This window comes from Providencia sneebia DSM 19967, assembly GCF_000314895.2.
GTDB lineage: Bacteria > Pseudomonadota > Gammaproteobacteria > Enterobacterales > Enterobacteriaceae > Providencia > Providencia sneebia.
Window position 1 is genome coordinate 2828151 of sequence record NZ_CM001773.1, and the last position, 20774, is coordinate 2848924.

Sequence of the window (20774 nt, forward strand, 5' to 3'; positions counted from 1 at the left end):
GTACTCTATCGTCAACGGTGGTGGGCGATACCGGGTTCGAACCAGTGACCCCCTCCTTGTAAGGGAGGTGCTCTACCAACTGAGCTAATCGCCCCGTCGTCGATGGAGGAGCATTATAGGGATACTGAGTTCTGAGTCAACGATTTTTAAATAGTTTTTTTCTGTTCGTCGTAAAAATAAGCAAGATGTTTCAATATCCACCAGCAAAGTATCATATTTAACCAAAAAATGACAATTACGGATAAATATAAAAAGTAAATAAGACGACTAAAACGGTTCGTCTTAGAAATTTAATGGTATTTATCGGGTTATCTTTGATTAATTAACCTCAGAATTAATAACTTGATTGAGGAATCACTGTAGGGTGATAGAATAGAACGATATCTTATGCTTGCTGATTGGCTTTACAAGGTAAAAAGGATGGTGCGCCTAAAAACACACTCTTATTTTATCGCGTAATGACATTTTTATAAAAATTATCGCTAACATGTTAGTAAAACAGATAATCTCAGCATAATAGAAATCACGTATCGCAATTAAGGCAATCTCGATGAGTAAAATTAAAACCCGTTTTGCACCTAGTCCAACTGGTTACTTGCATGTTGGAGGAGCTCGTACAGCCCTTTATTCTTGGTTATTCAGCCGTCATAATCAGGGGGAATTCGTTCTACGTATCGAAGATACTGACCTAGAACGTTCAACTCAAGAAGCTATTGACGCCATTATGGATGGTATGAACTGGTTGAATTTAAATTGGGATGAAGGTCCTTATTACCAAACTAAGCGTTTTGATCGCTACAATGATGTCATTGATCAAATGCTAGAAGCTGGCACTGCATATCGTTGTTACTGTTCAAAAGAACGTTTAGAAGCCCTACGTGACCAACAAATGGCAGATGGTGAAAAACCACGTTATGATGGTTGCTGCCGTGATCATGCACATAATCATACCCCTGACGAACCACATGTTGTCCGTTTCCGTAACCCGCAAGAAGGTTCGGTTATCTTTAATGATAATATTCGTGGCCCAATTGAATTCAGTAACCAAGAGTTAGATGATTTAATTATTCGTCGTACTGATGGTTCACCAACGTATAATTTCTGTGTTGTTATTGATGACTGGGATATGGAAATCACCCATGTTATCCGTGGTGAAGACCATATCAACAATACACCTCGCCAAATTAATATTCTGAAAGCATTAGGTGCTCCTGTACCAGAATATGCGCATGTCTCTATGATTTTAGGTGATGATGGTAAAAAACTGTCTAAACGCCACGGTGCTGTGAGTGTAATGCAATATCGTGATGAAGGTTATCTACCTGAAGCGCTGCTTAATTATTTAGTGAGATTAGGTTGGTCACATGGCGACCAAGAAATCTTTTCTCGTGAAGAGATGATCGAATATTTCAGCTTAGATGCCATTAGTAAATCAGCCAGTGCATTTAATACTGACAAACTTCTGTGGTTAAACCATCACTATATTAATGCATTACCACCTGAAGAAGTCGCAACTCACCTTGCTTGGCATATTGAACAGCAAAATATCAATACTCAAAATGGTCCACAATTAGTTGATCTCATTAAACTATTAGGTGAACGTTGTAAAACATTAAAAGAAATTGCTGAATCTTGTCACTATTTCTATGAAGATTTCAGTGAATTTGATGCAGATGCCGCGAAAAAACATTTACGTCCAGTAGCACGTCAGCCACTTGAAGTTGTAAAACAAAAACTGGCAGCTATCACAGATTGGACAGCAGAGAATGTTCATCAAGCTATTGAACAAACTGCGACTGAATTAGATGTTGGTATGGGTAAAATTGGTATGCCGCTACGCGTTGCTGTAACAGGTGCCGGCCAATCCCCAGCATTAGATGTGACTGTTCATGCTATCGGGCAAGCTCGCACTCTTGCTCGTATTGACAAAGCACTTGCCTTTATTGCCGAACGTGAAGCTAGCGCACAATAATTGAATACTAAATAACCTCATGGTGAAATTAACCATGAGGTTATTCCCTTCCTTGAAATCACCGCTAATTTACTGTTTTGCTGATTAAATGCTCTATAATTCAGCAGTCAAATCTAAATCCACATTATTTGATTGACACTCCGACATTGCTTGAATATTATGCCTCCCGTCCAAAGATTTTGTTTGGGGCTATAGCTCAGCTGGGAGAGCGCTTGCATGGCATGCAAGAGGTCAGCGGTTCGATCCCGCTTAGCTCCACCATCTAATTCCCTGTTAGATGGCAAACAAAACACTTTTTTTGGGGCTATAGCTCAGTTGGGAGAGCGCTTGCATGGCATGCAAGAGGTCAGCGGTTCGATCCCGCTTAGCTCCACCAAAAACCTTTCCTTGATTCGTATAATTCCCGTAAAAATCCTTACAAAACAATTAGCTTAAAAATAACGCTATTGTGCTGTGTAACCGCCATCTACCGGAATGAATGCGCCTGTCATAAAACTGCTCTCATCAGAAAGGAGAAAAGCAACTGTTTTTGCAATTTCTTCGCGCGTTGCCATCCGCACCATCGGATGCATTCCTGCCATCCATGATTGAATATTGTCAGGTAGCGCTAAAATATTTGGTGTTGCAACATAGCCTGGCCCAATTGCATTTATTCTGACTCCTTTTTGTGCATATTCTAATGCTGACGCCCGTGTTAAACCAAGCACTGCATGTTTGGCAGCGGTATAAGGCGCAATTCCTGCAATACCAGTAATTCCATTGCATGCGGATAAATTCACAATGGCTCCCCCACCGCTACGAATAATTGCCGGTATTCCGTACTTTAAGCCATAAAAAGTACCCGTCACATCTGTCGCCATGACAGCATCCCATTCATCCAAAGCGTAATCTTCAATCAAAACACCGTGTGAGCCCGTGATCCCTGCATTATTAACCAGATAATTCAATCCGCCATAGTGCTTTTCAATTTGACTAATAACCGCCTCAACACTTTTGGGGTCTGTCACATCCATAACAATAGGAATTATTTTTTTCTCACTTGGATCAATGTTATTTGCCGCCGTTTCTAACGTTTCTTTGTGTCGTCCCGTAATAACTACAGTTGCACCACATTGATATAAATATTGAGCGATCCCTTCCCCTACACCTGTTGATGCTCCTGTGATTAATGCCACCTTACCTTGAAAATTTTGCATATTCAGCCCAATTAGTTAACTTTAGTTAATCATATTGCTTACTATAAATAATTAACTAAAGTTAATCAAGTGTCGATTTAATACCTTTAATAACGTTATACTGAGCCAGAATTTAACTATTAAAGAAATAAATTACAGTGAGAAATGATGGCTAATAACCTTGAAGATGCTTTGTCTCTTTTACAATGCACCCTTGTTGCCAAGCGGCTGATGTTTACACCAGAACAAGTGACATGGGGGCAATATGATGTCTTAGAAATTTTGCGCTTAAAGGGAGACCAAACACCAAGCCAATTAAGTGGATCCTTGGGAATTTCGCGTCAAAATCTGTCAAAATTTCTGCGAGCACTCAAAACGCTTGGATTTGTAAGCCAATATCAATCCGAGCAAGATAAGCGGGAATTAATCACTCACTTAACTGATAAGGGAGCTGATTTTTTGCAACGCGCCGCGACTGGGCGCAAAGAAAATGCAATCAAAGTGTCAGAAGCTTTGTCGAAAGAGGAACAAGCGCTTTTTATAGACTTAGCGAATAAAGTGACTTCTGCACTAGGGCATAATGATAAATTCTAATGTCACTTCCGTTTAAGTGGCTTGACTATGTTATCTAGCCCTTCTATTTTAAGCCCTAGCGCCATTTCCATCAGTGCGCCCAAGCGCCCTTGCGGAAACTCACCCTTTTTATAGAACCAAAGAAGATATTCTTCCGGCAAATCAATAATCACTCTACCTTTATATTTACCAAAAGGCATGACGGTATTTGCCATATCAATTAAATCTTGTTTTTCCATGTTACCCCAAAAGCAAAAACGGCATTCAACTTGAATGCCGTTTCTAATATATCACTTTTAACTATTTTACAAAATCAATCCGACAACAGCAGCTGATAAGAAGCTAACTAAAGTAGAACCGTACAACAGTTTCAGACCAAAACGCGCTACTGTATTACCTTGTTTTTCATTCAGCCCTTTAATTGCACCCGCAACAATACCGATTGAAGAGAAGTTAGCAAATGACACTAAGAATACAGATAAAATACCAACGGAACGTGGGGATAAAGTAGCCGCAACAGATTGCAAATCACTCATTGCGACAAACTCGTTGGTAACCATTTTCACTGCCATAATGCCACCGACTTGTAATGCTTCTTCGCTAGGAATCCCCAAAATCCAAGCAAATGGGTAGAAAATGTAACCCAACATAGTTTGGAAGCTAATATCAAAAAGAGCAGAACAGATGCCATTTACCATTGCAATCAACGCGATAAAACCAATCAACATTGCCGCTACAATAATCGCCACTTTGAAACCTGCAAGAATATATTCACCCAACATTTCAAAGAAGCTTTGACCTTCATGAATATTGCTCATTTGCAACTCTTCTTCAGCTTCTGGTGGGTACGGGTTAATTAATGAAAGGATCACGAAGGTACCGAACATATTCAGCAAGAGAGCAGCAACAACATAACGCGGCTCCAGCATAGTCATATAAGCGCCCACAATGGACATAGACACCGTTGACATTGCTGTGGCTGCCATTGTGTAAATTCTACGCTCAGACATTTTGCCCAATTGATCTTTATAAGCGATAAAGTTTTCAGACTGGCCTAATAACAATGAGCTAACGGCGTTAAAAGACTCGAGTTTGCCCATTCCATTAACTTTCGACAGGATAGTTCCGACGACGCGGATAACAATAGGCAGTACCTTGATATGTTGTAAAATACCAATCAGTGCTGAAATGAAGATAATTGGACACAACACTTGTAGGAAAAAGAATGCCAAATTGCCTTCAATCATTCCGCCAAAAACAAATTTCGTCCCTTCTGCGGCATAGCCCAATAAATGTGTAAAGACACCCGCAACGGCTAATACGAATGAAGAACCAATATCGGAATGTAAGAAAAAATAAGCCAATGCGATTTGGATAACAAGCAATTGGATTACATAACGTGGGCGGATCCCTTTACGGTTGCTGCTCGCTAAAATCGCTAGTGCACCAATAACAACAAGGGATAGAACGAAATGCAGGATCGAGGTCATATACGACTCCAAACAAACATAATAATCAGGTTATGCATCTATTCTATGTAATAAGCGACATTAAAATGCGATAGGTATCACATTAACATGAAAATTGGCTGAGCCTATTTTGCTAAAAATCAGAGTAGATCACACTTTAAATGTTTATACTGCTTCAATCAGAATAGTTTGATATAAATCATGTCATTACTTTTTCTTCAGTAATGACATGTGCCAATAACTATAGTGAAGGATTATAAACCTAGCAAATTGATAAGCTCATCCTCATCAATAACTTGGATTCCAAGCTCAACCGCTTTCGCTAATTTAGAACCCGCAGCTTCACCTGCAATAACCATATCTGTTTTCTTAGAAACACTGCCAGCCACTTTCGCGCCGAGTGCAGTGAGCTTATCTTTGGCTTCATCACGCGTTAATCGATTCATTGAACCAGTTAATACGACCGTTTTTCCTGCAAATGGGCTATCAATCTCTTCAATATTAATGGCAACAGCTTCCGGCCAATGAATATTGGCCTTATGAATAAGATCGTTGATGACAGCTTGGTTATGCTCTTCACGGAAGAAATTAACGACATGCTTTGCAACAATATGTCCGATATCTTGCACTGTTTTTAATGATTCTTCATCTGCCGCCATGACAGCTTGTAACGTGTTGTAATGTGATGCTAGATTTGCAGCTGTTGCTTCTCCAACCTCACGAATACCTAAAGCATAAATAAAGCGAGCAAGTGTTGTTGATTTAGATTTTTCCAGTGCATCAACCAAATTTTGTGCAGACTTAGGCCCCATGCGTTCAAGCCCAGTCAAAATACCTGCACTTAATTGATAGAGATCCGCAGGCGTGCGCACATATTCACGCTCAACTAATTGGTCGATAATTTTATCGCCCATTCCGTCTACATCCATTGCACGGCGAGAAACAAAGTGTTTCAGCGCCTCTTTGCGTTGCGCGCCACAAATAAGGCCACCTGTACAACGCGCGACCGCTTCGCCTTCAATACGTTCAACATCTGAATGGCAAACTGGGCAATGCGTTGGAAAAATAATTTCACGGCTATCTTCAGGACGCTCAGACTCCATCACACTGACAATTTGCGGGATCACATCACCCGCTCGACGAACAATCACCGTATCACCAATACGAACTCCGAGGCGCTCTATCTCATCCGCATTATGTAAAGTTGCATTGCTAACCATCACACCTGCAACTTGTACAGGCTCTAAGCGGGCAACCGGAGTAATAGCGCCAGTGCGCCCTACTTGGAATTCAACATCTTTTAAAACGGTGATTTGTTCTTGAGCAGGAAATTTAAACGCGGTTGCCCAGCGCGGCGCGCGTGAAACAAAACCCAGATCTTCTTGGGTCGCAATAGAATTAATTTTAATCACCACACCATCAATATCAAATCCAAGATTTGGGCGTTCTTCTTCTATTTTGTGGTAGAAATCGAGAACTTCGGATGAACCAGTACATAACTGAACATAATCACTGACTGGCAAGCCCCATGATTTAAATTGCATCAAGCGCTCATAATGCGTATCGGGTAGAACACCGCCTTCAATGATGCCAACGCCATAGCAGTAAAACATTAATGGTCTTTTCGCGGTGATACGCGGGTCTAATTGGCGTAAAGAGCCTGCGGCAGCATTACGCGGGTTAGCAAAAATTTTTCCCCCCGAGCGACGCGCTTCTTCATTAATTGCTTCAAAGCCTTTTTGTGGCATAAAGACTTCACCACGAATTTCTATTCGAACGGGAATATTATCCCCGATAAGGCGTAATGGTATTGCGCGAATAGTTCTAACATTAGACGTAATATTTTCCCCTAATGTACCATCACCACGCGTGGCCGCTTGAACAAGTTCGCCATTTTCATACAGCAAGCTGACTGCTAACCCATCTAATTTTAATTCACAGCAGAAAGTTTGTGGCTCACGATTTTTAAGTCTATCGCCAACACGTTTATCAAATGCCAAATAACTCTCTTCATCAAAAACGTTATCCAACGATAACATAGGAATTTCATGACGTACTGTATCAAAGGCAGCTAATGGTGCTGCCCCCACACGCTGAGTAGGAGAGTCATTTGTCACCCATTCAGGATGTTCGGCTTCAATCTGTTTCAACTCTTGCATCAATTTATCATATTGTGCATCAGGGATTTCTGGGGCATCTAACACATGATATTGATATTCATGATGGCGTAATTGCTGTTTTAGCGCGTCAAGATGTTGTTTTGTAGTCATGTTTCACCAATGAAAGATAAAAAAACCCCAGTTACGGGGTTTTAGATAATGCTAATTATTATTAACTCAATGTATTGCGTATCCGAGCATGATACACCTCTATTTTTTGAGGTGTTAGCAATTTGCGTTCATCATCAAGTACCACTCCTCCTGTATCGGAAGCAATACGTTGTGCTGCTTGCAACATTAATTTAAAGTTTTGTGCAGCATCACCGTAAGATGGCACCATCATAAACATCGAAATGCCCGGTGTCGTAAATTCCGACATGCTATCAGGATCAAATGAGCCTGGCTTCACCATATTAGCTAAGCTAAATAATACTGGCCCTGTTCCTGATGGATGTACATGGCGATGAAAAATTTGCATTTCACCAAATTGGAAACCTGCTTGCAGAATACTTTGTAGCAGTTCTTCACCTTGCAATGTTTGCCCTTTATGAGCCGCGACATGCAGTACTAAGACAATTTCTTTATCTGCTTTTTCTTCCACATTTTGTGGTTGCGCTACTTTAGCCTCTTCTTCATGAGCAGGAACGGATTCTTGCTCATGGCGTACTGGCTGATGTTCCTCATTCTCATGGCCATGATGATGCTCATGTTTATGCTCAGGTACATCAACTTTTAACACTGGCTCTGAAATGTTCTGAGCATGCACATCAGCTGTTGTTGGTGTTTGAGCCTGTGACGGAGCAACATTAATGTGTGTTGGTTCATCCACAGCATCAATTTGTTTAGCACTAGGATCTATTGATTCTGATTGCTCAGTCTCAATCGGTCGAGTTAATACCGGTTCTCTCACACCGTCATGCTGCGATATTGGCGGCAGTTCTTGCTCAACATGGCGGTTATCCCGTCCCTGATGAACAGGTTCAGGTGAAGGTTGTTTCAACACAGGAGATTCTACGGTTTCGTTTTCCGCAAATAATACTGAATCATCATCATATTCAGATGATTTATCCCTGTTGTCATTTTTTCGACGTTTTACGGGACGATCACGAAATAACCTTGAGCGCTCTTTACGGCTGGTCCATAAACCATGCAGTAATAAAGCAACTATGGCTACCGCGCCTACGACCACTAATATCAGACGCAAATCCTGCATCGCTGCTATCTCTAGTTGTTGAATGATAATGCCACTACGGCGGAAACTACCTTAAGATTATTTGCCAAACGTTCTAAGTGCAACCCTCAGAACGATTTTCTTAGAAGAAATAGACAATTCTGCTTTCGTTTGCTGTTTTTTTAAGCAAATATTGACTAGTCAGCTTAAAATCCTATCTATATGATACAGGCTCAACAGCAAAGGAGAAATCAAGAAGTATGACTCAATCGACAGATTTGCAACAAAAAAACCATTCTGGTTTTTATTACTTCGCTCAAGGATGGCGTCTTGTTACACGCCCAGGTATTAAACGTTTTGTTATTTTGCCTCTGCTAGCCAATATTATTTTATTAGGAGGCGCATTTTGGTGGTTATACAGCAAACTTTCTAGCTGGATTGACTTCATTATGGGGTATATTCCAAGCTGGTTACAATGGCTAGATTACCTAATTTGGCCACTTGCTGTCGTTTCTATTGTGCTGGTGTTTGCGTATTTTTTTAGTACAGTCGCAAACTTTATTGCCGCGCCTTTCAATAGTTGGCTGTCTGAAAAACTTGAATCCGACTTAACCGGGATCCCCGCACCGGATGCAGGCATTACTGATTTACTCAAAGATGTGCCACGTATGCTTAAACGCGAATTAGTCCGTGTTGGTTATTATCTTCCACGTGCTATCGTGATACTTATCTTATTTTTAATTCCAGGTATTGGGCAAACTGTCGCGCCAGTGCTGTGGTTTTTATTCAGCGCATGGATGATGTCAGTCCAATATTGTGATTATCCTTTTGATAACCACCGTGTCAGTTTCGATAAAATGAAACAAACCTTATCCCAAGACCGCGTTAAAAACATTCAATTCGGCAGCGTAGTAAGCGTATTAATGATGATACCAATCATTAATTTATTCATTATGCCGGTCGCTGTTTGTGGCGCTACATTAATGTGGGTTGATCGCTACCGTAGCCGTAATGCGCGTTATTAATTATCTTATCTAATTTAACAAAAGGTACAGTATTTAACTGTGCCTTTTTTCATTTATACGCCTTTACTTTAAGCTTTTATTGAGTGTCTTTTAATTATCGATTTTATTTGCTTAGAATATTTGTGCATAAAATAGCAATTCGTTATAAGCTTAGACTTAATTCATATTTGCATTAACAGCTAGTTCACGTATGTTGAATTCAACTGAAATCTTCGTTGTTAGTTAATTGCCTGAATTTAAGGATAACTCATGAGCAAAATTTATGATGACAATTCGTTAACTATTGGTCATACCCCGCTAGTACGCTTAAAACATTTTGGTAATGGTAATATTTTAGCCAAAGTTGAGTCTCGTAACCCAAGTTTCAGTGTTAAATGCCGTATTGGGGCGAATATGATTTGGGATGCAGAGAAAAAAGGCATCCTCACCAAAGATAAAGAATTAGTTGAGCCAACAAGTGGAAACACCGGTATTGCACTTGCTTATGTTGCTGCGGCTAGAGGTTATAAACTGACACTGACTATGCCAGAAACAATGAGCATAGAACGCCGTAAACTCCTTAAAGCGCTCGGCGCTAATCTCATCCTGACAGAAGGTGCGAAAGGGATGAAAGGCGCAATAGAGAAAGCGGAAGAGATTGTTAAAAGCGATCCAAATAAATACATTTTGCTACAACAGTTTAGTAATCCAGCAAACCCAGAAATTCACGAAAAAACGACAGGCCCTGAGATTTGGGAAGATACAGATGGTAATGTTGATGTCGTAATCGCGGGTGTTGGAACAGGTGGCACCATCACAGGTATCGGCCGTTACCTGAAGAAAACTAAAGGAAAAGATATTACGCTAGTTGCCGTTGAACCTGAAACATCACCTGTTATTAGCCAGACCCTTGCAGGCGAAGACGTTAAGCCTGGTCCTCATAAAATTCAAGGTATTGGTGCAGGGTTTATTCCGGGTAACCTTGATATCTCATTAATAGATAGAGTCTTCAAAATCAGTGATGAAGAGGCAATATCCACCGCACGGGCACTCATGGAACAAGAAGGTATTCTTGCGGGAATTTCTTCCGGTGCAGCAGTAGCGGCTGCCGTTAAATTGGCGGCTGAACCTGAGTATAAAGATAAAAACATTGTGGTTATCCTACCGTCATCCGGCGAACGTTATTTATCTACCGTTCTTTTCGCGGACTTGTCAGCAGAATAATTTAAAAAACGTTAACTAATCGTTAAGAAAGCACCTATTTGGTGCTTTTTTTGTGGAATGGATCAAACTTTAGCACGTATGGTGATGATTTATAATCGAGGGTTTAGTATTAAACATACTAATTATTTCGAACCTCGAAATTAATAGGAATTAAGTCAAATCACGACGGACTCTGATCATTTATCAACGTTAAGTGGAATGGTCAATAAACCAAGCCAAACACCAAAGTAAAAAATTGATATCTTCAACGTTATGGCAAAAAAACTGAGTAAGTCTTGATATACTACAAAGTAGCGAACCTTTTTAATAGTTGATAATCTAACTATACACAAATTAACTTAGGTTGCATGTAAACGCGGATGAAACCAGCCCGCCGGTACCAAAAAACAATGGCGCAGTCACTGTTAACGTTTTGATGTAAGCTGCAATGCTGCAATATTGAAGGGAAATTTGGTACATTAGATACGGCAATGTTAAGTCAAATATATTACGCAAACCTTGGTTATTTAATCTACAATAACCAATAGGTCATTATAAAAACTTAGTTTATTAAGGAAATAATATGTTCCAGCAAGAAGTCACTATTACAGCACCAAATGGTCTACATACTCGCCCTGCTGCTCAATTTGTTAAAGAAGCAAAAGCATTCACATCTGATATTACGCTAACTTCTGGTGGCAAATCTGCGAGTGCTAAGAGCCTATTTAAATTACAAACTCTTGGCCTAACTCAAGGTACTGTTGTGACCATTTCTGCAGAAGGCGAAGATGAACAACAAGCTGTTGAACACCTCGTTAAACTGATGGGCGAATTAGAATAATTTGCTTGGTTGAGAACTGTGTTCTCCCTTTTCCTTTATCCCTGAAAGGCTATTTTCAGGGATATTGTTGATTTACAGGTAAAGCTTACTGTTATCTTTTCCATATCAGAGCACCTACCCGCAGTAGTAAGGTAATATTATGATTTCAGGAATTTTAGTATCCCCAGGTTTTGCTTTTGGTCAGGCTTTAATCCTCAAAGAAGATCCTATCATTGTCAGCACAAAAAAAATCTCCGACAGCCAGATAGAAACCGAGATCCAACGTTTCATTGAGGGACGTAATAGCTCAGCTGAACAACTCAGCCACATTAAAGAGAAAGCCGAAAAAAATCTTGGTGCCGATAAAGCTGAGATTTTTGAAGGTCATATTATGCTATTGGAAGATGAGGAACTCGAGCAAGAGATCATCTCCCTCATCAAAATTGATAAAAAAACAGCTGATGCCGCTGCTTACTCTGTCATTGAAGATCAAGCTCAAGCGCTTGAAGACCTTGATGATGAATACTTAAAAGAACGTGCAGCTGATGTGCGTGATATTGGTAAACGCCTACTAAAAAATATTCTCGGCATGCCAATTGTTGATTTAAGTGCTATCGAAGATGAAGTTATTTTAGTTGCCGCAGACCTGACCCCATCAGAAACTGCGCAATTAAATCTGGATAAAGTGCTTGGCTTTATTACTGATTTAGGTGGCCGTACTTCTCATACCTCAATCATGGCGCGCTCATTAGAGTTACCTGCCATTGTTGGTACAACAAATGCCACCAGCGAAATTAAGAATGGCGATTACATTGTTCTTGATGGTGTAAATAACCACATTTACTTAAATCCATCAGATAGTGAAATCGACAAACTAAAAAAATGCAATGAAGAATATCTGCAAGAAAAAAATGAACTAGCAAAACTCAAAGATTTGCCAGCAATCACACTTGATGGTCATCAAGTTGAAGTCTGTGCAAACATTGGTACTGTGCGTGATGTTGCTGGTGCTGAGCGCAATGGCGCTGAAGGTGTTGGTTTATACCGTACAGAATTCCTGTTTATGGATAGAGATTCTTTACCTACTGAAGAAGAACAATTCCAAGCTTATAAAGCGGTTGCAGAATCAATGGGCAGCCAAGCAGTTATTGTTCGTACAATGGATATTGGTGGCGATAAAGATTTGCCATACATGAACCTGCCTAAAGAAGAAAACCCATTCTTAGGCTGGCGCGCCATTCGTATTTGCTTAGATCGTAAAGAAATCCTTCATTCTCAATTAAGAGCTATTCTTCGCGCCTCAAGTTTTGGTAAATTACGCATTATGTTCCCAATGATTATTTCTGTTGAGGAAATCCGTGAACTCAAAGCTGAACTTGAGCTGCTAAAAGAACAATTGCGTCAAGAAAGTAAAGCTTTTGATGAAACCATTGAAGTTGGTGTCATGGTCGAAACACCTGCTGCTGCTGTAATTGCACATCATCTTGCAAAAGAAGTTGACTTTTTCAGCATTGGAACTAACGATCTAACTCAATATACTTTAGCTGTTGACCGCGGTAATGAGCTGATTTCTCATCTCTATAATCCAATGTCACCAGCTGTGCTTAACCTGATTAAACAGGTTATTGATGCATCACATGCTGAAGGGAAATGGACCGGAATGTGTGGTGAGTTAGCAGGCGACGAACGTGCAACTCTATTGCTATTAGGCATGGGGTTAGATGAATTTAGCATGAGCGCAATTTCTATCCCACGTATCAAAAAATTGATCCGTAATGCGAACTTTGCAGATACTCAAGCATTGGCTAAGCAAGCACTTGCCCAACCGACCGCAGACGAATTGATGAAACTTGTGGATACCTTTATCCAAGAAAAAACGTTATGCTAGGAACAGCACATTAGTTCGGTCCCGTATAAAAACGATTAGGAGATGGTCTATGGGTCTGTTTGACAAATTAAAATCACTTGTTTCAGACGACAAGAGTAGCAGTGGCAGTATTGAAATTATCGCACCTTTATCAGGTGAAATCGTCAATATTGAAGATGTTCCCGATGTTGTTTTTGCTGAAAAAATTGTTGGTGATGGGATTGCCATCAAACCAGCAGGTAATAAAATTGTCGCTCCTGTAGATGGAACAATTGGTAAGATTTTCGAAACCAATCATGCGTTTTCCATCGAATCGGATGATGGTATTGAGCTATTCGTTCACTTTGGTATCGATACTGTTGAGCTAAAAGGTGAAGGCTTCAAACGCCTAGCTGAAGAAGGTCAATCAGTTAAAAAAGGTGATCCTGTTATTGAGTTTGATCTCGCGCTTCTCGAAGAGAAAGCTAAATCTGTTTTAACACCAGTTGTTATCTCCAATATGGATGAGATTAAAGAACTGACTAAGTTAAGCGGAGCGGTTACTGTTGGTGAAACCGTGATTATGCGAATCAAAAAATAACAATCTCTATCTTTAAGATAGATTTTAAAAACCATCAGATGAGTTAATCATTTTTCTCACTGATGGTTTTTTATTTTCTTAAATTAATGATCAAATACGCCAGTAGAAAGATAACGGTCGCCACGATCACAAATAATCGCGACAATGACAGCACCGGGATGAGACAAGGCAACTTTCAATGCGCCAGCAACAGCCCCGCCAGAACTAACACCACAAAAAATACCTTCTTGTTTAGCCAGCATTCTCATGGTTTCTTCAGCTTCTTGCTGATTGACATCTAACACGCTATCCACAATTTTGGGATCAAAAATACCGGGTAAATAATCAGGCGACCAACGGCGAATACCCGGAATTTGGCTTTTCTGAGCAGGTTGTAAGCCAATAATTTGAATATCCTGTGAGCACGATTTTAGAAAGCGCCCAACACCTGTAATAGTGCCGGTTGTTCCCATACTTGACACAAAATGCGTTATTCTTTGTTGGGTTTGCTGCCAAATTTCTGGCCCTGTGGTTTTAAAATGGGCTAATGGGTTATCAGGGTTATTAAATTGGTCTAATACCTTCCCTTCGCCACGCGCTTCCATTTCTTTAGCCAGATCTCTTGCGCCTTCCATGCCAACATCCATGCCCACTAAAATTAATTCTGCACCATAAGCGCGCATCGAAGCTTGACGCTCTTTGCTCATATTTTCTGGCATCAATAATTTAAGGTGATAACCTTTAACTGCTGCAATCATTGCTAATGCAATACCCGTATTACCACTTGTTGCTTCTATCAATGTATCACCCGGAGTAATTTCTCCTCGCTTTTCAGCTTCATGGATCATTGAATATGCCGCTCTATCTTTGACAGAACCCGCAGGATTGTTACCTTCGAGCTTTACCCATATTTCTGCATCAATACCTTGTGTTAAACGTTGAAGTTTAACTAAAGGTGTATGACCAATAAATTGTTCGAGAGTTGACACTACCTGTTCCTTATACGATTCTCGTATAACCATGGACTGAATAGTTATAGATAGTATCGCAACCTTTATGAATTCGCAGCATGAAAAAATTTCAATGAGAATTCAACAAGTAATCATTATGAGTTTGCGAATGGATATTCATTGAATGAAGGGTTTGGTGTGAATAATAGAGATAACAATATATTGGCAGGAATAATCAGTTTGTTCACACCAATAAATCCAACAATCTTTATTGGTGTGATGAACAATGATAGTTAAGCACTTTGCGCTAGCTGGCGGAAAACTAGCTCATTATCACCTTGGTAAATTTTGGCCTTTTGACTACCCAGAAAATAGCTCTCACCACGCGCAGGAATAGCCTGTGAAGATTGCCAAACTACAGAAAGAGGTTCATTACCCCAACCTATTGGTTGAACGGTTAATTGCCAGAAATGCCCTCTAGGTCCCGATTCAATAATGCGGATAGGTAACCGGTGCTGAGCATCACACTCTTTTGACAGGGATATATCCCACGGACGTAAAAATACATCCACTTCACCTTGGTGTGCACTTGTGTGAGGTAACGGAAACTCATAGCCGTGAATATTCAGCTGTGAACCTTTAATGTGCCCGTGCAGTTGGTTAATTTCACCCATAAATTCTAAAACAAAACGAGTTGCAGGCTCTAACCAAATATCATCAGGTGTACCAACCTGCTCAATATGACCTTGGCTCATCACAACAATGCGATCCGCAACTTCCATCGCTTCTTCTTGGTCATGTGTGACAAAAACGCTCGTAAATTTCAATTCATCATGTAATTGACGTAACCAACGACGTAGTTCAATCCGTACTTGCGCATCTAAAGCACCAAATGGCTCATCCAGCAATAAAATTTGTGGCTCTATTGCTAATGCTCGCGCTAATGCAACACGCTGCTTTTGCCCACCAGATAGCTGAGATGGATAACGTGATGCCAAATGAGACAGCTGTACCATTTCAAGTAGCTGCATAACTTTTTGTTTGATAACTTGTGCCGATGGGCGCTCCTTTCTTGGCATGACAGTTAACCCAAAAGCCACATTATCAAACACAGTCATATGACGAAATAACGCGTAATGTTGAAAAACAAATCCTACATGCCTATCTTTTGCATGAATGCGGCTGACATCTTGCCCATGAAATCGCAATGAGCCATAACTATGTTGTTCTAAGCCTGCAATAATCCGTAATAATGTTGTTTTTCCTGAACCTGATGGGCCAAGTAACGCGACCATTTCACCGGATGCAATATCTAATGAAATATCATTTAAAACCTGTGTTTTACCAAATAATTTGCCAACTTTATCAATTTGAATGCTCATGGTAATTTCACTCCCTACTCAGATTGCTGTCGGCTTAGATGCCATTGCAATGCACTTTTAATAATCAGCGTAATAATTGCCATCACGGCAAGAATAGCCGCAGCCGTAAATGCGCCAACAGTATTGTAATCTTGGTGTAGCAACTCAACTTGTAATGGCAAAGTATAGGTTTCACCGCGAATTGACCCAGAAACGACAGATACAGCACCAAACTCACCAATCGCTCGCGCGTTTGTTAACACAACACCATACAATAATGCCCAGCGAATATTGGGTAATGTCACTCGCCAGAACATCTTCCAACCCGATGCACCTAGTAAAACCGCCGCTTCATCTTCTTGGCTCCCTTGGCTTAGCATCAGAGGAACCAATTCCCTCACCACAAATGGGCATGTGACAAAAATAGTCACTAATGCCATGCCAGGCCATGAGAACATCAGTTGAATATCAAATCCTTCTAACCAACTACCAAACCAGCTATTTGATCCGTAAAACAGTAAATACAATAACCCAGCAACGACGGGGGATACGGCAAACGGAATATCAACTAAAGTTAACAATAACTGCCTACCCGGAAATTGAAATCGCGTGACAAGCCAAGCGATCATTGTGCCGAAAATTAAGTTTACGGGCACAGTGATGAGTGCAATTAAGACTGTCAGACCAATAGCATGCAGCATATCCCCATCACTGAGATTCATTAAAACTGCATCCAGACCTTTTGAAAAGGCGGTCAAAAATATCCAGATAATCGGCACAATCAAAAGCATGATTGAAAATAGTATGCCGACAGCAATTAAAGACCATTTTGCCCAATTAATCGGTTGGCGTGTGGTTGCACTGATTGGCGTGATTTGAGCCATGACTTACCCCCCCAACCTTTTACCAAAGCGACTTTGGATAATATTGACACTCAATAACAGCAGCAGAGAAACGGCTAAAATCACTGATGCAATAGCACTTGCTGCTGGGTAATCAAACTGCTGTAGCTGGCTAAATATCATTAAAGAGACGACTTCTGTTTGCCATGCAATATTGCCTGCAATAAAAATAATTGCGCCAAACTCCCCTAAACTTCGCGTAAAAGACAATACAGTGCCCGCAATCAGCGCAGGAGAAACTTCAGGTAGCACAACCCTGCGGAATGTTTGCCATTTTGTCGCACCTAATGTCTGAGACGCTTCTTCATATTCAGGCCCTAATTCTTCTAAAACTGGTTGAACCGTTCTCACCACAAAAGGGATACTGGTAAATGCCATTGCAACTGCAATACCTAACCAAGTATTCACCACTTTAATATCAAATTGATGCAGGTATTGCCCATACCAACCCGAAGTGGCAAACAAGGTTGCCAATGTCAACCCAGCAACGGCTGTGGGTAAAGCAAAAGGTAAATCCACTAAACCATCTAAAAAAGTGCGACCCGGAAAACGATAACGCGTTAAAATCCATGCTAACAACATGCCAAAAACGGCATTAAAAAGGCTAGCAACCAGCGCTGCAAGCAAGGTGACTTTATAAGCAGCGACCACTTGCGGATAACTTATCACTGCCCAATATTGTGCCCATGTCATCTCAGATAATTGAACGACAAGGGCACTTAAAGGCAGTAATAGGATCAAGCAGGTATAGAACAAGCTGCTACCTAAAGTAAGGCCAAATCCTGGCAAAAAACGTTTTCCTAAAGTACGCATTAACGGCGTCCTTCTTCCATCAATTTGTCAAATTGACCATTAGTCGCAAAATGCTTTTCCATCACTTGAGGCCAGCTGCCAAATTGTGATTCAACACTAAATAACGTGGTTTCTGGGAATTTACTCTTATTTGCGTTCATAACTTCTACATCATTGACGCGGTAATTAAAGCGAGTAATGATTTCTTGAGCTTTTGGGCTGTAAAGATAGTTAAGATAAGCTTTAGCCGCCTCTTCATTACCATTCTTCTGTACGTTTTTATCTACCCAAGCAACCGGAAATTCGGCAAGAATATCAACAGGTGGTACAATCACTTCGTAATCAGATTCACCATATTGTTGGCGAATATTATTAACCTCAGATTCAAAGCTAATTAATACATCACCAAGCCCTCTTTCGATGAAAGAAGTAGTTGCTCCGCGTCCGCCAGTATCAAAAACCTCTACATTTTTCAAAAATTGCTTCATTTGTTCGCGGGTCTTCTGTTCATCACCTTTATTCTCTTGCGCAAATGCTCCCCACGCCGCTAAATAAGTGTAACGCCCATTACCTGAAGTTTTTGGATTAGGGAATATTAATTTAACGTCTTCGCGAACAAGCTCATCCCATGTTTTTATGCCTTTTGGGTTGTCTTTACGCACTAAAAAGGCCATCGTTGAATAATAAGGTGAGCTATTATTCGGTAAGCGAGCTTGCCAATCATTCGGGATCAAATTCCCTTTATCATGCAAAATTTGTACATCAGTCACTTGGTTGTAAGTGACAACATCGGCCTTCAGCCCTTGCAATATTGCTAAAGCCTGTTTAGAAGAGCCAGCATGTGACTGCTTAATGGTTAACTTGTCATTCGGATGCGATTCATTCCACTGTTTTTCAAATTCGGGATTAAGGGCAACAAATAATTCTCGTGCAATATCATAAGAGCTATTCAGTAATTCAGCCGCAACGAGAGGTGCACTCCCAAAAAGGGAAAATGTAGCAAGACTTGCCAATGCTGTATTCTTTAAATTCATTTTTTTCATCTGACACTCACTTGTTACAATAACTAGATAATTCGAGAGGCTTCACCCGCCTAACTGAGTTACTGACGGATCTCAACTATAACCAACCGCCTTAGTTAGATTACTTTATCTGCTTTATTTATAACTGGGTAGTTATCAAATGAGTTTTAATATATCAAATTGAAATAAGCCAGAAATTATGGCAATAAGTAAACAAAATAGTTTTACTTTCATTTAGTTAGCAAGATGAAACTCGTTCATATAGCGGTAGATGTGCAAACAAGTTGCAAAAAATATGCAGTGCTATGATGGAGAAGTCATCAAAAATGCGTTGATATTGCGTGTTTTACTCAGATTGACTCGCAAGAAAACACGCACGATGGGGGAGAAAAAATTATTTTTGCCAAATAATTTGTGAAACTTTCCAACTGGTTAATTCATTATCTGGCGGCATCAAACCTTCAGGTCCTTGCCAGTTTCCTGCAAAACGATACACGATATGCGAACTTTCTGGCGCAACACATTCAACAGTTGGATGATCATTAATAACAGAGCCGACTTTACAAGAACCAAAAGCTTTCTCATAAATGTCGCTAAATTGTGTACCAATCTGTGTATTCCATTCTGTCGAAATTTGCGGATCGCTGACAATAATCCGTGAAACATACCCTTTTTCAGGGCCAATGACTTCAATTTTTACTTCGTTATCATCAATGCCTTGAAATACCGTTATGATGTCACCTTGGTCAGTTTGCATGCCACTACGCATTGTGTAGCGATTATCCAGCTGTTCCTTAACAACATCTTCTTTCATTGGTGTCAGACTGGAAACGCCTCCAACTCCCGTTGCTTTAGCGGTGATTGAGCTACCAAACCAATTTGTTGGCGAAAGAGCAGACCAAAAACTGCCAGAACCCGCGCATCCAGACAGCAACAATGTGCTACTAAAGGCAGAGATTTGAAAGACCTTCATCATTACACTTTTGGGCATATCATCCTCTATTTTTGGTTTGCACATACCATTTATTCATTTTTGTGCGATATTTTGATTAATACGCATGAAGCCTAATATTCTCAATCAAAATAAATATCAACTTGCCCTAATATGACAGCCTATCCCCAAAAACATTCCCTTAGCAGACTAAATAAATGCCAAATAACTCAAATTTAAGCGTATAAAAAGGCTTTGTTTAACCTTGGTTGATCATATTTCTTCACTAAAAAGATGAATTCTCACCTTCATAATAAATGCAGTAGCACAAACTCATTGAGCTGATACTGGATTAAAAATCTAAATCGTTACCCAGTGCCTTAGTATAAATGAGACGGGCTGGCTGCTCTTCTTCATATAACATTTTTTCAAACATACAAATTGCAGCATCACATTCTTCATTTACCAGTAACTCAATTCGGCTACAACCTCTCGCGCGTAATTTTTTTCTAACCGGCTGACTAAGGCATTTGCTATCCCTCTGCTGCGATATTCGGGATGAACAGCAAGATAACAAGCTGTACCTCTAATACCATCATAGCCACCCATGATGCTTCCCACCACTTCCCCCGTGACTTCTGCAACTAAAAAAAGATCTGCCCCGCATTGAAGTTTGCGTTCAATATCAAGCTCTGGGTCACCGCCGAACTCATTAAGATCGCAACGTTCCCATAATGTGATAACTTCTTCAAAATCACTTTGCCGAAAAATCCGTATTTCCATTTTAGTAACCTACTTTTTTCACTAAATTTTTTGTCATTATCACTGCTTTTCGACCACAATC

General features: G+C 40.3%; 18 protein-coding genes, 3 tRNA genes and 1 pseudogene. 9 read left to right on the forward strand and 13 right to left on the reverse strand.

Annotated features, from left to right (window positions below):
* Positions 1-18 precede the first annotated feature (18 nt).
* A tRNA-Val gene (locus OO7_RS11805) sits at positions 19-94 on the reverse strand.
* Between the two features lie 456 nt (positions 95-550).
* Here OO7_RS11805 and gltX point away from each other — a divergent pair.
* The 3 genes from gltX to OO7_RS11820 all read left to right on the forward strand — a co-directional run bounded on the left by gltX (position 551) and on the right by OO7_RS11820 (position 2348).
* Positions 551-1972 (forward strand): glutamate--tRNA ligase, encoded by a 1422-nt coding sequence (gene gltX / locus OO7_RS11810; RefSeq protein WP_008916157.1) that lies wholly within the window; start codon positions 551-553, stop codon positions 1970-1972.
* 185 nt (positions 1973-2157) lie between these two features.
* Positions 2158-2233: transfer RNA gene (locus OO7_RS11815), tRNA-Ala, on the forward strand.
* A 39-nt stretch (positions 2234-2272) separates the two neighbouring features.
* Positions 2273-2348 (forward strand) — tRNA-Ala (locus tag OO7_RS11820).
* Between the two features lie 67 nt (positions 2349-2415).
* Here the strand turns inward: OO7_RS11820 and OO7_RS11825 are convergent.
* Complete coding sequence (locus OO7_RS11825; protein WP_008916158.1) at positions 2416-3168, reverse strand: SDR family NAD(P)-dependent oxidoreductase; 753 nt, start codon at positions 3166-3168, stop codon at positions 2416-2418.
* Positions 3169-3315: 147 nt separating this feature from the next.
* On the opposite strand from OO7_RS11825, the gene OO7_RS11830 reads away from it, so the two are divergent.
* Positions 3316-3741 carry a MarR family winged helix-turn-helix transcriptional regulator gene (locus OO7_RS11830; RefSeq protein ID WP_008916159.1) on the forward strand — a complete coding sequence of 142 codons (426 nt, stop codon included), beginning with the start codon at positions 3316-3318 and terminating at the stop codon, positions 3739-3741.
* Positions 3742-3743: 2 nt separating this feature from the next.
* Here the strand turns inward: OO7_RS11830 and OO7_RS11835 are convergent, their stop codons facing one another.
* The 4 genes from OO7_RS11835 to zipA all read right to left on the reverse strand — a co-directional run bounded on the left by OO7_RS11835 (position 3744) and on the right by zipA (position 8561).
* Positions 3744-3959 carry a DUF3820 family protein gene (locus OO7_RS11835; RefSeq protein WP_008916160.1) on the reverse strand — a complete coding sequence of 72 codons (216 nt, stop codon included), beginning with the start codon at positions 3957-3959 and terminating at the stop codon, positions 3744-3746.
* A gap of 66 nt (positions 3960-4025) precedes the next feature.
* A complete protein-coding gene (locus OO7_RS11840) occupies positions 4026-5210 on the reverse strand; it encodes a NupC/NupG family nucleoside CNT transporter (RefSeq protein WP_008916161.1) in 1185 nt (394 codons plus the stop codon).
* A 233-nt stretch (positions 5211-5443) separates the two neighbouring features.
* Positions 5444-7459 carry an NAD-dependent DNA ligase LigA gene (gene ligA, locus OO7_RS11845; RefSeq protein WP_008916162.1) on the reverse strand — a complete coding sequence of 672 codons (2016 nt, stop codon included), beginning with the start codon at positions 7457-7459 and terminating at the stop codon, positions 5444-5446.
* A gap of 61 nt (positions 7460-7520) precedes the next feature.
* The gene (gene zipA / locus OO7_RS11850; protein ID WP_008916163.1) at positions 7521-8561 is read right to left on the reverse strand and encodes a cell division protein ZipA; all 1041 of its coding nucleotides are present in this window, start codon (positions 8559-8561) and stop codon (positions 7521-7523) included.
* Positions 8562-8779: 218 nt separating this feature from the next.
* On the opposite strand from zipA, the gene cysZ reads away from it, so the two are divergent.
* The 5 genes from cysZ to crr all read left to right on the forward strand — a co-directional run bounded on the left by cysZ (position 8780) and on the right by crr (position 13993).
* On the forward strand, positions 8780-9544 hold the full coding sequence (gene cysZ / locus OO7_RS11855) for a sulfate transporter CysZ (protein WP_043892708.1): 765 nt from the start codon (positions 8780-8782) through the stop codon (positions 9542-9544).
* Positions 9545-9793: 249 nt separating this feature from the next.
* Positions 9794-10747 (forward strand): cysteine synthase A, encoded by a 954-nt coding sequence (cysK, locus tag OO7_RS11860; protein ID WP_008916165.1) that lies wholly within the window; start codon positions 9794-9796, stop codon positions 10745-10747.
* A gap of 562 nt (positions 10748-11309) precedes the next feature.
* Entirely contained in the window at positions 11310-11567 is a 258-nt protein-coding gene (gene ptsH / locus OO7_RS11865; protein ID WP_008916166.1) for a phosphocarrier protein Hpr, read from the forward strand.
* Between the two features lie 139 nt (positions 11568-11706).
* Entirely contained in the window at positions 11707-13434 is a 1728-nt protein-coding gene (ptsI, locus tag OO7_RS11870) for a phosphoenolpyruvate-protein phosphotransferase PtsI (protein ID WP_008916167.1), read from the forward strand.
* Between the two features lie 49 nt (positions 13435-13483).
* Positions 13484-13993: a PTS glucose transporter subunit IIA gene (crr, locus tag OO7_RS11875; RefSeq protein ID WP_008916168.1), complete on the forward strand. Its 510-nt coding sequence runs from the start codon at positions 13484-13486 to the stop codon at positions 13991-13993.
* A gap of 83 nt (positions 13994-14076) precedes the next feature.
* Here crr and cysM read toward each other — a convergent pair whose 3' ends face one another.
* From cysM to OO7_RS11910, 7 genes and pseudogenes are all read right to left on the reverse strand, one after another.
* A complete protein-coding gene (gene cysM, locus OO7_RS11880; RefSeq protein WP_008916169.1) occupies positions 14077-14961 on the reverse strand; it encodes a cysteine synthase CysM in 885 nt (294 codons plus the stop codon).
* A gap of 254 nt (positions 14962-15215) precedes the next feature.
* Positions 15216-16304, reverse strand: coding sequence for a sulfate/thiosulfate ABC transporter ATP-binding protein CysA (gene cysA, locus OO7_RS11885; RefSeq protein ID WP_008916170.1), 1089 nt, complete (start codon positions 16302-16304; stop codon positions 15216-15218).
* A gap of 14 nt (positions 16305-16318) precedes the next feature.
* Positions 16319-17167: a sulfate/thiosulfate ABC transporter permease CysW gene (cysW, locus tag OO7_RS11890; RefSeq protein ID WP_008916171.1), complete on the reverse strand. Its 849-nt coding sequence runs from the start codon at positions 17165-17167 to the stop codon at positions 16319-16321.
* A 3-nt stretch (positions 17168-17170) separates the two neighbouring features.
* A complete protein-coding gene (gene cysT / locus OO7_RS11895; protein ID WP_008916172.1) occupies positions 17171-17998 on the reverse strand; it encodes a sulfate/thiosulfate ABC transporter permease CysT in 828 nt (275 codons plus the stop codon).
* Positions 17998-19020, reverse strand: a complete 1023-nt coding sequence (locus OO7_RS11900; RefSeq protein ID WP_008916173.1) for a sulfate ABC transporter substrate-binding protein — start codon at positions 19018-19020, stop codon at positions 17998-18000. The genes cysT and OO7_RS11900 overlap by 1 nt, the downstream gene beginning before the upstream one ends.
* Positions 19021-19393: 373 nt before the next feature.
* The gene (locus OO7_RS11905; RefSeq protein WP_008916174.1) at positions 19394-19990 is read right to left on the reverse strand and encodes an RpoE-regulated lipoprotein; all 597 of its coding nucleotides are present in this window, start codon (positions 19988-19990) and stop codon (positions 19394-19396) included.
* Positions 19991-20282: 292 nt separating this feature from the next.
* Positions 20283-20713 (reverse strand): annotated as a pseudogene (locus tag OO7_RS11910) (GNAT family acetyltransferase).
* Positions 20714-20774 lie beyond the last annotated feature (61 nt).

Bases quoted from the DNA above. Each gene is read 5' to 3' on its own strand.
- gltX (WP_008916157.1), top strand. From the start codon at position 551: ATGAGTAAAATTAAAACCCGTTTTGCACCTAGTCCAACTGGTTACTTG.
- OO7_RS11825 (WP_008916158.1), bottom strand. From the start codon at position 3,168: ATGCAAAATTTTCAAGGTAAGGTGGCATTAATCACAGGAGCATCAACA.
- OO7_RS11830 (WP_008916159.1), top strand. From the start codon at position 3,316: ATGGCTAATAACCTTGAAGATGCTTTGTCTCTTTTACAATGCACCCTT.
- OO7_RS11835 (WP_008916160.1), bottom strand. From the start codon at position 3,959: ATGGAAAAACAAGATTTAATTGATATGGCAAATACCGTCATGCCTTTT.
- OO7_RS11840 (WP_008916161.1), bottom strand. From the start codon at position 5,210: ATGACCTCGATCCTGCATTTCGTTCTATCCCTTGTTGTTATTGGTGCA.
- ligA (WP_008916162.1), bottom strand. From the start codon at position 7,459: ATGACTACAAAACAACATCTTGACGCGCTAAAACAGCAATTACGCCAT.
- zipA (WP_008916163.1), bottom strand. From the start codon at position 8,561: ATGCAGGATTTGCGTCTGATATTAGTGGTCGTAGGCGCGGTAGCCATA.
- cysZ (WP_043892708.1), top strand. From the start codon at position 8,780: ATGACTCAATCGACAGATTTGCAACAAAAAAACCATTCTGGTTTTTAT.
- cysK (WP_008916165.1), top strand. From the start codon at position 9,794: ATGAGCAAAATTTATGATGACAATTCGTTAACTATTGGTCATACCCCG.
- ptsH (WP_008916166.1), top strand. From the start codon at position 11,310: ATGTTCCAGCAAGAAGTCACTATTACAGCACCAAATGGTCTACATACT.
- ptsI (WP_008916167.1), top strand. From the start codon at position 11,707: ATGATTTCAGGAATTTTAGTATCCCCAGGTTTTGCTTTTGGTCAGGCT.
- crr (WP_008916168.1), top strand. From the start codon at position 13,484: ATGGGTCTGTTTGACAAATTAAAATCACTTGTTTCAGACGACAAGAGT.
- cysA (WP_008916170.1), bottom strand. From the start codon at position 16,304: ATGAGCATTCAAATTGATAAAGTTGGCAAATTATTTGGTAAAACACAG.
- cysW (WP_008916171.1), bottom strand. From the start codon at position 17,167: ATGGCTCAAATCACGCCAATCAGTGCAACCACACGCCAACCGATTAAT.
- cysT (WP_008916172.1), bottom strand. From the start codon at position 17,998: ATGCGTACTTTAGGAAAACGTTTTTTGCCAGGATTTGGCCTTACTTTA.
- OO7_RS11900 (WP_008916173.1), bottom strand. From the start codon at position 19,020: ATGAAAAAAATGAATTTAAAGAATACAGCATTGGCAAGTCTTGCTACA.
- OO7_RS11905 (WP_008916174.1), bottom strand. From the start codon at position 19,990: ATGCCCAAAAGTGTAATGATGAAGGTCTTTCAAATCTCTGCCTTTAGT.